11 protein-coding genes are annotated in these 12,412 nt (G+C 75.9%); 6 read left to right on the plus strand and 5 right to left on the minus strand.

The window, feature by feature from the left end; genetic code table 11:
* Positions 1-272: 272 nt before the first annotated feature.
* Entirely contained in the window at positions 273-1,283 is a 1,011-nt protein-coding gene (locus ACLIYP_RS26105; RefSeq protein WP_412715561.1) for a helix-turn-helix transcriptional regulator, read from the plus strand.
* 199 nt (positions 1,284-1,482) lie between these two features.
* Here the strand turns inward: ACLIYP_RS26105 and ACLIYP_RS26110 are convergent, their stop codons facing one another.
* The 3 genes from ACLIYP_RS26110 to ACLIYP_RS26120 all read right to left on the minus strand — a co-directional run bounded on the left by ACLIYP_RS26110 (position 1,483) and on the right by ACLIYP_RS26120 (position 5,942).
* Positions 1,483-2,877: a carbohydrate-binding protein gene (locus ACLIYP_RS26110; protein WP_412715562.1), complete on the minus strand. Its 1,395-nt coding sequence runs from the start codon at positions 2,875-2,877 to the stop codon at positions 1,483-1,485.
* Between the two features lie 149 nt (positions 2,878-3,026).
* Complete coding sequence (locus ACLIYP_RS26115) at positions 3,027-4,691, minus strand: DNA translocase FtsK (RefSeq protein ID WP_412715563.1); 1,665 nt, start codon at positions 4,689-4,691, stop codon at positions 3,027-3,029.
* Positions 4,692-4,967: 276 nt separating this feature from the next.
* Positions 4,968-5,942 (minus strand): LysR family transcriptional regulator, encoded by a 975-nt coding sequence (locus ACLIYP_RS26120; protein WP_412715564.1) that lies wholly within the window; start codon positions 5,940-5,942, stop codon positions 4,968-4,970.
* A 113-nt stretch (positions 5,943-6,055) separates the two neighbouring features.
* On the opposite strand from ACLIYP_RS26120, the gene ACLIYP_RS26125 reads away from it, so the two are divergent.
* Positions 6,056-6,901: a methyltransferase domain-containing protein gene (locus ACLIYP_RS26125; protein WP_412715565.1), complete on the plus strand. Its 846-nt coding sequence runs from the start codon at positions 6,056-6,058 to the stop codon at positions 6,899-6,901.
* On the opposite strand, the gene map is transcribed toward ACLIYP_RS26125, so the two are convergent.
* Positions 6,888-7,655, minus strand: coding sequence for a type I methionyl aminopeptidase (gene map, locus ACLIYP_RS26130; protein WP_412715566.1), 768 nt, complete (start codon positions 7,653-7,655; stop codon positions 6,888-6,890). The genes ACLIYP_RS26125 and map overlap by 14 nt on opposite strands.
* A gap of 148 nt (positions 7,656-7,803) precedes the next feature.
* Between map and ACLIYP_RS26135 the strand changes: the two genes are divergently transcribed.
* The 4 genes from ACLIYP_RS26135 (at position 7,804) to ACLIYP_RS26150 (ending at position 10,419) form a co-directional block, all read left to right on the plus strand.
* The gene (locus tag ACLIYP_RS26135) at positions 7,804-8,079 is read left to right on the plus strand and encodes a helix-turn-helix domain-containing protein (RefSeq protein WP_412715567.1); all 276 of its coding nucleotides are present in this window, start codon (positions 7,804-7,806) and stop codon (positions 8,077-8,079) included.
* Positions 8,080-8,286: 207 nt separating this feature from the next.
* Positions 8,287-8,892, plus strand: a complete 606-nt coding sequence (locus ACLIYP_RS26140) for a TetR/AcrR family transcriptional regulator (protein WP_412715568.1) — start codon at positions 8,287-8,289, stop codon at positions 8,890-8,892.
* Between the two features lie 11 nt (positions 8,893-8,903).
* On the plus strand, positions 8,904-9,785 hold the full coding sequence (locus tag ACLIYP_RS26145) for an alpha/beta fold hydrolase (RefSeq protein WP_412715569.1): 882 nt from the start codon (positions 8,904-8,906) through the stop codon (positions 9,783-9,785).
* A 115-nt stretch (positions 9,786-9,900) separates the two neighbouring features.
* Positions 9,901-10,419: a GNAT family N-acetyltransferase gene (locus ACLIYP_RS26150; RefSeq protein ID WP_412715571.1), complete on the plus strand. Its 519-nt coding sequence runs from the start codon at positions 9,901-9,903 to the stop codon at positions 10,417-10,419.
* On the opposite strand, the gene ACLIYP_RS26155 is transcribed toward ACLIYP_RS26150, so the two are convergent.
* Positions 10,403-12,412: multicopper oxidase domain-containing protein (locus ACLIYP_RS26155; protein ID WP_412715570.1), on the minus strand; the 2,010-nt coding region annotated here is incomplete at its 5' end. The genes ACLIYP_RS26150 and ACLIYP_RS26155 overlap by 17 nt on opposite strands.

Here is a 12,412-nt window from a genome sequence, read left to right on the forward strand (position 1 = left end):
GCGAAGCACACCGCGTCGACGAGGAAGGCGACGGGTGCCTGGGACAGGGCGACCACGAGGCCGCCGGTGGCCGGGCCCAGCACGGCGGAGACCCGGGCGCCCGCGCCGAGCAGGGCGTTGGCGGAGGGGAGCGTCTCCTTGTCCACCACCGAGGGCAGGATCGATACCCGGGCGGGCTGGAAGAAGGCGTCGACCGCGCCGAAGGCCGCGGCGGCCGCGCACCCGGAGCCGCCCCGGGCACCGGCCGCGCCCTCCTGGTCGCCGCCGCCAACGTGCCGCCCCCTGAGGCCACCGCCCTCGCCCGGCGGCAGAACCTGCCGCTGCGCCGCCTGGACCCGGACGACGACCTCGCCTCCCTCGTCGCGGAGGGCGGACCGGCCGCCGTCGTCTGGGACGCCGAAGGGGCCCGGCCGCAGGAGTGGTCGGCCGTCCGGCGCCTCCACGACCACCCGGCGCTGCGTCACACCCCCTTCCTGCTCTACGGCCCCGTCTCCGGCCCCGATCTGGACCGGGCGCTGCGCGCCCTGCGGCCCCCGGGGCTCACCGCCCCCGCGGTGGTCGCCGACCCCTGCGCGGCCCGCCGCGAGCAGTGGCGGCGGCTGCTGGCCGGGGCGCTGCCGGGACGTACCGTGCGCACCGCCGCGGACGGCGCCGCCGCGCTGGCCCTGATCGCCGAGGACGCCCCCTGCCTGCTGGTCGTCTGCCGCACCCTGCCGGACATGGACGGCTTCGACGTCGCCGAGGCGACGCACGACGGAGCGGAACGCTCCGACACCCCCGTCCTGATGGTCGGCGACGAGGGCTTCACCGCCGACGACGTACGCCGCGCGGAGCCGCACCCGGGCATGGTGTTCCTGGGCCGCGGCATCCTCACGGACGCGGAGACCGCGGCCCTGCTGGCCGCCATGGCACGCCGCGCCGAACCGCCGTCCCCGTCCTCCCCCTCGTCCCCGCAGCCATCCCGCGCCCGCGCCCCGGTCCGCAGCGCCCTGGTCTACCTCGAACAGCACTACCGCCACCGCATCTCCCGCTGGCAGGTCGCCCGGGCCGCGGGCGTCAGCGAGGACCACCTCAGCAGGCTCTTCCACCGCGAACTGGGGGTGCCGCTGTGGGAGTACCTGACCCGGCTGCGCGTCCAGCGCGCCAAGGAGCGGCTGCGGCACAGCGGCGACAGCGTCCAGACCGTCGCCCGCGCGGTCGGCTTCCACGACCGCGCCTACTTCAGCCGGGTCTTCCGCAAGGTGACGGGCGTCGCCCCGCACGCCTACCGGGAAGTGCCGTAGAACGGCGGCCGCACCGGCCGCACCGGCCGCACCGGCCGCGCGGCGCACGGCGGGCCGGAGGGCGCTCCCCCCATGGGGCGCCCTCCGGCCCTGTGCCGCCCGCGCACCCGGGCGGCTCGCGGTGGTGGTCAGGAACGGGGCCGGGGCCGGACTCGGAGCCGGGATCGGACTCGGCCTCGGAGTCGGCCTCGGACCGTGCTCACATCCGCTGCCACAGCGCCGGGGTGTTCGGCGGCTCCCAGCCCGGCTGCGCCTGGTGGGCCTGGAGGCAGCGGTAGGTCGCGCCACCGTAGGTCACCCGGTCGCCGGCCGCGTAGACGGTGCCGGCCTTCCAGGTGCCGCCCGGCTCCTCGCCCGGCGGGTCGGTGGGCGGGTCGGTGGGCTCGGGGCCCGGGCCGCCGCCGGTGGTCTTCAGCGTCAGGCCGTACACGGAGAGGATCTCGTTGACCGGCTGGTGGTAGGTGGTGCCGCCGGTGCGGCAGTTGCCGGAGCCGCCGGAGGTGACGCCCTGGGCCTGGTTGCCGGATATGTAGGAGCCGCCGGAGTCGCCGGGCTCGGCGCACACGGAGGTCCGGGTCACGCCGGTGATGGTGCCCTCGGGGTAGGTGACGCTGGTGTTGTGCTGCTGGATCGTGCCGCAGTGCCAGCCGGTGGTGGAGCCGGAGCGGCAGATGGACGCCCCCACCGCCGCCTGCGTGGAGCCCGCCACCTGGACGCTGCCGCTGGAGGTCTTCACGTACGGGGTGGCGGTCCAGTTGGAGTTGGCCGCGACCCAGGCGTAGTCGTTGCCGGGGAAGGACGAGCCCTGGAAGGTGCCCAGCGCCACCTGGTTGTAGCCCGAGACGCTGGTGCCGGTACGGCCGCAGTGGCCGGCGGTGGCGAAGCCCTGCTGGCTGCCCCTGGTGACGGGGAAACCGACCGAGCACCGCCCGCCGCCGCCCATGTAGTACGCGTCGCCGCCGCGCAGGTCGTACAGCGGGCGGGGCTTCTCGGCGGACTTCACCACGCGCACCAGGTCGCTGTCGGCTCCGGCGGCCTCGGCGAAGGCGCGGGCCTTCGCGGTGTCGGAGGCGTGGACGACGACGGAGTTGGTCCTCACGTCGACGTACCACACCGGCGCGGCGGTGGTGGAGCCCTTCTCGGCGGCGCGGTCCAGTCCGGCCTTGGCGGCCTCGAGTTCGGCCAGGGTGTGCTCGACGACCTTCGCCCGGGCGCCCTTCGCGGAGATCCGGCGGGCGTCGGAGGCGTCGGTGGTGGCCACGGTGAGGGTTGCGGCGTCGTCGCCCGCGACCCAGGCGCCGGCGAAGTCGCCGCCGAGCGCCAGGCGCAGCTCTCCGGCGGCGGCCCCGGCCCGGCTCTCGTTCACCAGCCGGTCCTTCGCCTGGCCTGCGGTGAGGCCGAGGTCGCGCTGCATGGCCTTCAGCAGGCCGGGCGGCAGGGAGGACAGGGCGGACGAGGCCTGCCGTGCGTCCGCCTTCCGCGGGGCGGACGCGGCGGGATCGGCCGTCGCGGTGCCCGGCAGCAGTGCGGTCAGGGTGAGTGCGCCTGCCGCCACCGCGGCCGCGCACGCGCCTGCGACGCGTCTGTGGAGCATGTGGATCTCCTCGGTTTCGTCGGGGTGACCGAAACCGTAGACGCGGACGCGGTGGGGAGAGGAGCTGTCAACTCCCCTCTCCCCACCGCGTTATGGAAGCCGCCGTACCCCTTGTGGCCTGCGGTTTCCGCCGCGCTGTCGCGAGCGGCTCAGCGCTTGCCCACCGGGGCGAGGTGGTCCAGGGACGTGACCAGGGCCTTGCGACGCCCGTTCTTGGCCGGGGCCGAGACCACTTCGAGCTGCTCGAGCGCGTCCAGGGCGCGCCGGGCGGCCGTACGGGAGAGGGAGAAGCGCTGCTGCACGTAGACCATGCTGGCGTTCTGCTCGGTGACGACCGCCTGCGCGATCTCGCGGAGCGTCTCGGTGTCCATTCCGGCGGCCTCCGCCTGCCGGGCGAGGGGACCGCCGTCGGGCTCGGATCCGGAATCGGCCGGCTCGGGCTCGGACTTGGGCTCGGGCTCGGACTTGGGCTCTGGCTCGGCGGACGGTGCGGTGGACGCGGCGGACGGTGCGGGGGCCTCGGGGGCTCCGGCCTCCTCGGCCGACGGGGCGGCCTGCTCCACGACGAGCGCGGCGGGTTCGTCGGCGGTCCGCTCGGCCTCCGGGGCCGCGGACTCGTCGTCGGCGGCCTCCCCGGCGGGCTCCGTGACGGGCTCCGTGGCGGCGGACGCGGACTGCACGGATGGCGTGGACGGCGTGGACGGTACGGACCCGTCGAGGTCCTCGGCAGTCTGCTCCGGCTCCGGCGTACGGGGCGCCGCGTCCTCGGCCACGGGGGCGTCGGGCACATCGGCGGGGGCCTCGGTGGGTTCCTCGGTATCCCGCGCGGACGTCTCGGCGGGTGCGGACGACTCGGTCCCGGAGGAGGGCTCCGGTGCCGCGTCCCTGTCGTCGGCGGCCTCCGCGGGCCGCACGGGTTCGGTGACATCCGTGACCTCGACGGCGGCCGGGGCGGTCTCCTCGGCACGGGGCGCGGGGATCTCGGCAGGGGCCTCGGCGGAGGGCCCGGTCTCCGCGGCAGGTGTCTCGTCCTTCACCGTGAGGGCGGCGGGGTCGTCGTCCCGCGCCTCCGGCTCCCGTGTGTCCTGCTCGGGCTCCGGTGCGGGGGGAGCCACGTCCCGGTTCTCCGCCCGGTCCTCCCGGTCCTCCGGGACCGAACGTCCCGGCTTCGGGACGGACGTGCCGGGGTCGGAGATGAACAGACCGCCGACCGAGAGCCGCTCCGGTGCGCTCTCCTCCACGGAGACCGTCTCCACCAGGACGGAACCGGAGGAGACGCTCTCCTCCCCGTATCCGCGGCGTTCCGCCTCCCGCCGCGGCTCGGCCGACGAGCCCGGCCCGGCGTGGACGGCGGCAGTCTCCTCCGCCGTCTTCTCCGTCTCCTCGGTCTCGCTCTCCTCGGTCTCGCTCTCCTCGGTCTTGCTCTCCTTCACCCCGCCCTGCTCGGCGGTCCGCTCACCGGCCGCCTCGCGGGCGGCACCGCGCCCGCCCGCCGGGGCGCGGCGGCTCGCCAGGACACCGGCTCCCGCCGCGACGAGGAGGACGGCACCGCCCGCCAGGAGCGGTACGGAGCCGAGGACGGCTCCGAGGACGACGAGGATCAGGCCGGCCAGTCCCAGAACCGCGGACAGACGTACGGCCGTCCTCCGACGGTTCTCCCCGGCGGGACGCGGAGCGTCCTCCCGCGGGGCCGGGGTCTCGGAGGCGGTCCGGCCCGCTCCCCGGCAGCTTCGGCCTTCGCTCTCGTGGTGGCCGATGACCCCGTCGGTCACCGGCGCCCGCTGCTCGCAGACCGGGCATGTATCGCGACGCATTCAGCCCCCTTGTGGCACTTCCCAGGACGACGGACTGTAGCGGACCGGGGGATGCCGTCGCGGGGGTGGTACCGGCACTCCGCATCCGTCCGGGCGTACGCCCCGACCAGCGTCCCGCCCGGCACCGCACAACTCCGTTCTCCGGCCGGTCCCTTGGCGGCGGGGCCGAGCGGACCGCCGCGGCACCGGCCGGGTGCTCCGGCGTGTCGTGCGGGACGGTGCCGTCGTACGGCCGTCCGACTGCCTTCCGGCGACGGTCCGATGGTTATCGGACCGTCATCCGACCGCCGTCGGGGAGGCCGCGCCGAACCCGGGGTGGTCCGCCAGCCACCGGGTGTAACTGGTGCTGCGGGCGGCCGCCTCGGTGTGCGCCGCGCGGGCCTGGGCGACCACCGGGCCCGCGACGCCCGCCGCGGGCGAGCCCGGATGCCAGCCGATCAGGTGCCGCCAGCGCAGCGGCGCCCCGGCCAGCGGACGGGTCACCACGCCCGGGGTCGGCGGGAACGTCGCCCGGCACAGTCCGACCGCCCGTCCCACCTGCACCAGATGGACGCAGGAGGCGGTGTCGGTCTCGTAGACGCGGGCGGGGGTGAACCCGGCGCGGGCGCAGACGGCGGCGAAGCAGTCCGCGAAGCAGCCGTCCCCCGGCACGTCCGCCCAGGACTCCCGCGTCAGCGACTCCAGTTCCACCTCGCGCCGCTCGGCCAGCGGATGGTCCCGGCCCAGCATCACGAACACCGGGTCGACGGCGATCTCCCGCCACACCAGCCGGTCCGCCGCGGGCGGCGGACTCTCCCCGCAGGCGCCGACCAGTGCGAAGTCCACCCGCCCCTCGACCACCAGCGCGGCGATCTCCCGTTCCGACCAGGAGGTGCGCGTGGTCACCGCGATCTGCGGGTGGGACTCCGCCAGCCGGTCCACCAGGCCGCCCAGCAGCGGCCCGTGCGTACCGCCGAGCCGGAAGCGCGGCATGCCCTCCCACGCCCGCGCGAACCGCACGGCCTCCTCCTGGAGTTCGCGCACCGCGGGCAGCAGCACACCGGCACGGTCCAGCACCAGCTCGCCCAGCGCGGTCGGCCGGACCCCGAACCGGCCGCGGGTGAACAGCGCCCCGCCCAGGGCGCGTTCGATCCGCTTGAGCTGCGCGCTGAGCGCGGGCTGGGCCAGACCCAGCGCCGTGGCCGCCCGGGTGAGGCTGCCGGCGTCCGCGATCGCCCGGATCGTCTTCAGGTGCCGCAGTTCCAGGTCCATGCCCGACAGCTTGGGCCGCCCGGTACGCGGGGGCAATACATCGGCGGAGGATTGGTACGGACCACAACTCCGGCCTGTGATCGCCGAGTCGGCGCCCGGGTTAGGCTCCTCGCATGTCCGGGGCAGCTCAGAGGTTCGACTCGTCCATGGCGGCCTGGCGGCAGTGGCAGCAGGCGCCCTGGGGGCGGCTGCGCTTCGCCCTCGCCGAGGCCAACCTCCTGCGCCACCTGGACGGGCTCGGCGACGGCCCGCTGCGGATCCTGGACCTGGCCGGGGGAGACGGAGGCGACGCCGTCCGGCTCGCGGCTCGCGGCCACCGCGTGACCGTGGTGGACAGCGCCCCCGGGATGCTGGCCGCCGCCGGGGAACGCGCCGAGGCGGCCGGAGTCGCCGACCGCGTCACCCGCGTCCGGGCCCGTATCGAGGAGCTGCCGCAGGACGTCGCCTCGGGCGGCTGGGACGCCGTGCTGTGCCACAACGTCCTGCAGTACGCGGAGTCTCCGGACGCGGCGACCGGGACGCCGGCCGCGGCCGTGGCGCCGCTGCGGGAGGGCGGCGTGGTGTCGGTGATGGCCGTCAACCGCCACTCCGCACCGCTGGTCGCGGCCGTACGCGAGCTGGACCCGGCCGCCGCGCTGGCGGCCCTCGACCGGGACCGCGCCGACGGCCGCACCTTCGGCACCGCCATGACGCTCCACACCGCCGAGGAGATCGCCTCCCGACTGGACGGCCTGGGCTGTCCGGGGGCGGCGCACTACGGCATCCGCAGCATCAGCGACTACATCACCGACGACGAGCGCAAGCACGACCCCGCCTTCTACGCCGACCTGGAGCGGCTGGAACTCGCGGTCACCGACCGGCCCGCCTACCGGCACACCGCCCGCCTCTTCCAGTTGATCGCCCGCCGGGAGTCCGGAACGGGCCCGGTCGGGGCAGGGCGCCCGGTCAGGGCAGGGTGAGGATGCGCGGGCCCTCCTCGGTGATCGCCACGGTGTGCTCGATGTGGGCGGCCCGGCTGCCGTCGGCGGTGCGCAGCGTCCAGCCGTCGGTGTCGGTGCGGTAGTCGTCGCTCCCGCCGGCCATCAGCATCGGCTCGATGGCGAGGACCAGTCCGTGGCGCAGGGGGAAACCGCGCCCGGGGCGCCCGCGGTTGGGCACGTGGGGGTCCTCGTGCATGCGGCGGCCGATGCCGTGGCCGCCGAAGTCCCGGGGCATGCCGCAGCGGGCCGCTGCGGCGACGGAGCCGATGGCGTGCGAGATGTCGCCGATCCGGTTCCCTGCGGTGGCCGCGGCGATGCCCGCGTCGAGCGCCTCACCGGTGGCCTTGACCAGTTCCAGGTCGGCGGGCCGGGGGGTTCCCACGATGAAGCTGACGGCGGCGTCACCGGTCCAGCCGTCGAGTTCCGCGCCGCAGTCGACGCTGACCAGGTCGCCGTCGCGCAGCCGGTAGCCGCCGGGGACGCCGTGCACGATCGCGTCGTTGACGGACACGCAGACCACCGCCGGGAACGGGGTGGGCGCGAAGGAGGGCCGGTAGCCCAGGAAGGGCGAGCGCGCCCCCGCCCCGCTCAGGACGGCGCGCGCCGCCTCGTCCAGTTCCCGCAGGGACACGCCGACGCCCGCCGCGTCCCGGGCGGCCGCGAGGGCCCGGGCAACGACGCGCCCGGCCTCCCGCATGGCCTCCAGCGCCGCGTCGGTCTTGATCTCCACCATGCTCCACCGCTCCTTGTCCGTGTCGGGCCGCCCGTGTCGGGCTTGTCCGCACCACGCCGGGGCGCACCACGCCGGGGCGCACCACGCCGGGGCGCATCGCGCCGGGTCGATGCGGGCCAATTCTTATACCGGTATTAGTATCACGGTCATGGTGAGAACTCCTCTGACCCCGTGGGAGCGGCAGCGCGGGGAGCGGCTCGGCGCACTGCTGCGCGAGGCGCGCGGTGGGCGCAGCATGGTGGAGGTCGCGGCGGCGGCCGGGGTGTCGGCGGAGACGCTGCGGAAGATCGAGACCGGGCGGGCGCCGACCCCGGCGTTCTTCACCGTGGCGGCCCTGGCGGCCGTACTGGGGGTCTCCATGGACGAGTTGGCCGCCGTCTGCGCCCGGAGCGGCGACGACGGCCAGCGCGCACTGACGGCATAGCGCCTTCCCGCTCCCTCCCCCTCGGCCGGTCCCGGGCGGGGCCGCTGCTCGCGCCGCCGTCGAACCGGGCGCGGGAGCCGCGTTCGGCCGATCGGTGTCCACGGGGCCTTCGGGTGAACGCGGCGGTTTGCGCCCCGCCGGGAGCGGTGTCCTGCGGCGCGAGAAGCGAGACGAGACGTACCGTCTCGCGTGTGCTACGGTCCGGTCATGTCCAAGCAACCGACGGCCGCCCGGCGCAGCGCGGCCTCCCGTGCCGCGATCCTGGAAGCGGCCTTCGAACTGGTCGGAGAGGTCGGCTACGGCAGGCTCGGCATCGAGGCGATCGCCTCGCGCGCCGGAGTCGGCAAGCAGACGATCTACCGGTGGTGGCCCTCCAAGGGCGCGGTGCTGTTCGAGGCGATCCTCGTGCGCAGCTTCGGCGACGGCGAGGAGCCGGTGCCGCTGCCCGACACCGGTGATCTGGAGGCGGACCTGCGCACCGTCCTGCGGGCCACCGCGCTGGAGCTCGCCAGTCCCGAGGTGGACCGTCCGCTGCGGGCGCTGACGGTCGCGATGGTCGAGGACGAGACCCTGGCCGAGGAGCACCGCATCCGCGTGGAGCAGCCCACCCGGGAGGCCAAGCGGGCCCGGCTGCGCTCCGCGCAGCGCGCGGGCCAGCTCCCGGCCTCACTGGACCTGGACATCGCCGTCGACGCGATCTTCGCGCCGATGGCGCAGCGGTGGCTGACCCGCAGCGGGCCGCTGACCGAGGAGTACGCCGACGCGCTGCTGGAGACCGCGCTCAACGGCCTGCGGCACCACGGCCCGAACTGAAGGGGGAACACATGGAGACCTTCGTCGAAGCGGAGGACGGCTACCGACTGTGGGTCGAGACCGCCGGAGAGGACGACCTGCCACCGCTGCTGCTCATCATGGGCGCCGGAGCGAGCGGCCTGGGATGGCCCGACGCGCTCGTGTCCCGGCTGGCGCGGCACCACCGCGTCATCCGCTACGACCACCGCGACACCGGCCGTTCCACCCGCGCCTTCCACGAACGGCCCTACGCCGTGCGCGATCTCGCCGGTGACGCCGTGGCGGTGCTGGACGCGCTGTCCGTCGACCGGGCGCACGTGGCGGGGATGTCGATGGGCGGCTACCTGGTCCAGTTGCTGCTCCTGGACCACCCGCGGCGACTGCTCGGCGCCGCGCTGTGGGGCACCTCCGTGCTGGGCGGCGCGCGCCCCGACCCGGAGATCCCCGACGAGGACCTGCCCGGCCCCGACCCCCGCCTGCTCGCGATGTGGGAGCAGATGGGACAGGAGCGCGACCCGGAGGCCGAACTGGAGTGGCGGGTGGAGCACTGGCGCCTTCTCAACGGCGGCGTACTGCCCTTCGACGCCGAGGAGTTCCGCGATCTGGAGCGCCGGGTCGCCGCCCACAGCGGCACCTGGGCCACGTCGTCCGCACACGCGCTGGCCGACCAGTCCGGCATGGAACGGGGAGCGGAACTGGCGCGGGTGACGGTCCCGACCCTGGTCGTCGACGCACCCGAGGACCCGGTCACACCCCCGCCGCACGCGGCCCGGCTGGCCCGTGCGATCCCCTCCGCGCGGCTGGTCACCGTCCCCGGGCTCGGGCACGCGCTCGGAAGCGCGGCCGTGCCGCCGCTGGCCGACGCGATCCTCGCCCACACCCGCTCCGCCGGCGCGGGCGGCCGTACGCCCTGACCACCGGCCGCGCGGGGCCCGGCCCCCGGCCGGGGACCGCGCGGGGCGGGGCGGGGCGGGGCGGGGCAGGGCAGGGCGGAAAACGGGAGGACGCGGACGGACCGCGCCGGTGAGGATGGGGCACGTGGACACCGAACGCCGAGAACTCTGGGACATCGCGCCCCTGCCCGTCGGGCATCCCGAGGCCGCGGCCCTGCTGCGCGCGTACTACGAGGACATCGTCGGCCGCTACCACGGCCGCCGCGCCACGCGGGAGGAGGTCGACGCGGCGCTCGCCGAGGAGCCCAGCGACGATCTCGCCCACCCCACCGGCCACTTCCTGGTCGGCCGGCGGGAGGGGCGGCCCGCCGGGTGCGCCGGACTGCGCGTACTGGACGAGCGGACCGCCGAACTGACCCGGCTCTTCGTGCTCCCCGGCGCGCGGGGGACGGGCGGGGGAGCGCGGCTGCTGGCGGCGGCCGAGCGCGCCGCCGCCGAGGTGCTGGGCGCGCGGGTGGTCCGCCTGGACACCCGCGCCGACCTGGTCGAGGCCCGCGCCCTGTACGCGCGCCACGGCTACACCGAGATCCCCGACTACAACGGCGGGAAGTACGCCGACCACTGGTTCGAGAAGCGGCTCAGTCCGTCACCCTGAAGGCCCCCTTCGCGCCGCGTTCGGCGTCGCCCATGATGTGCGAGACGAACGGATAGGTGCCGGTCTCGGGGAAGGTCAGCTCCACGAACCCGCCGGAGGCCGGGGCCAGGTCCAGCACCTGCGCGCCGCCGCTGCCCGGGTCGTCCGGCCGCAGCCGGTAGGCGCCCTCCTGGTGGACGGTGTCGAACTGCCCGCCGACGACGTGGAAGGCGCTCGGCCGGTTCGGCCCGGCCGCCAGCACCCAGATCCGCACCCGCTCGCCGGTGCGGACGGCCGGCGGGTCGTACGCGTACTGGTTCGCGTAGCCGTTGAAGACCACGGCGTCGGGACGCAGGGCCGCCACCTTGTCCGCGTCGGCGCTGCCGCCCTGCTCCCCCAGGTACAGATCGGACTGGATCAGCAGGAACTCCCGTTCGGCTTCGGGCAGTTGCGGCGGGTCGACGATGACGGCGCCGTACATGCCGTTGGCGATGTGCAGCGACGTCGGCATCGTGGAGCAGTGGTACATCCACACCCCGCTGCGCTCGGCGGTGAACCGGTAGGTCAGCGACTCGCCGGGGGCGATGGTGCGCATGGGCTTGTCGGGGGCCAGCGCCCCGGCGTGGAAGTCGATGCTGTGGCCGATCGAGCCGTCGTTGACGAGGGTGATCTCGAAGGTGTCGCCGACCCGTCCGCGCAGCACCGGGCCCGGCGCGGTGCCGCCGAAGGTCCACATCCGCTGCCGCACGCCGGGGGCCACCTCGCGTACGGTCTCGCGCACCGTCAGGGTCCGGCGGTGGACGCGGGGCCCGGGACCGCCGGCGGCGGGCGGCAGCGCGGCGTCGCGGGCGGTGAAGCCGGGTGCGGGCTCGGCCATGGGGTCGAACGCCGAGGCGGCCGACTCCCCGTCCGCGCCGCCCCGTTCTCCGTGCTCCCCGTGCTCCCCGGGCTCTGCGGAATCCCGCGGGCCGGCCGCGCTGCCGCCGCTGCCGCCGACGACCCGTACGCCGAACACCATGCCCATCGCCCGGTGCCCCACCACCGAGCACCAGCCCTCCAGATCGCGGCCGACGACTCCGGCGTCCAGTGTCTCCCGCCCACCGGGGGCGAGCCGGCCGGTGCGGGCGCCGGACTCCAGCACCAGGTCGTGGCCGTCGTCGCCCTCGTTGCGCACCTCGATCACCAGCCGGTTCCCGGCGGGCACCTCGACGGAGGCCGGGTGGAACCGCATCCCGCGCATCGCCACCTCCACGGTGGTGGTCTCACCGGTGGCCTCCACGCCCTTGTCCGCCGCACCGTCCGCCGTGCCCGACGCGGCGCCGGACAGGACCGGCAGGGAGCGCACATCCACCGCACCGCCCACCGCCACCGCCAGCACCACCGCCGCCAGCCCCGCGGCGGCGCCGCCCAGGACGCGGTGCGGACGGGACTCCCCGGCCGGCTTTCCGGACGGTTGTGCGGATGGTTGTGCGGGCGGCTGCGCGGAAGGCGGTGCGTCAGACACCGAAGCCCCGCCCCGGCGGGCCCGCAGCCCGCGCACCACGGTGCGGACCAGCAGCACCAGGAAGGCGACCAGCACCCCCAGCAGCACCACCGAGCCCACCACCCGTACCGCCGACGGCACCGGCAGCAGGCACAGCGCCAGCGAGGCGTTGCCCGCGGCCAGCCGGAAGGGCCAGCCCCGCCCCAGCTCCGCGGCGGCGGCCCGTACGGCGGCCGGCCCGCCGCCGAGCACGACCGGCACCAGGAAGGTGAGAGCCCCCAGCAGCGTCTGGGCGATCCACCCGGCGGCCAGCGGCGCGGTCAGGGCCGGCACCCGCGCCGCCGCCTGCGGCCAGGAGGGCGAGGACAGCAGGATCCAGGCCAGGCCCGCCAGCGAGCCGAGCAGCCACGCCCCGCCCGCCGCCACCGGCCGCAGGCCCGGCATCCCCGAACCCCGGCCCAACGACCGCGTCGTCCAGCAGCAGGGCCTCCAGGCCGTGGTCGACGCGCTGTGGGCGGGCGGGGCCGAGGG

The organism is Streptomyces nanhaiensis, from assembly GCF_046614825.1.
Classification (GTDB): domain Bacteria; phylum Actinomycetota; class Actinomycetes; order Streptomycetales; family Streptomycetaceae; genus Streptomyces; species Streptomyces radiopugnans.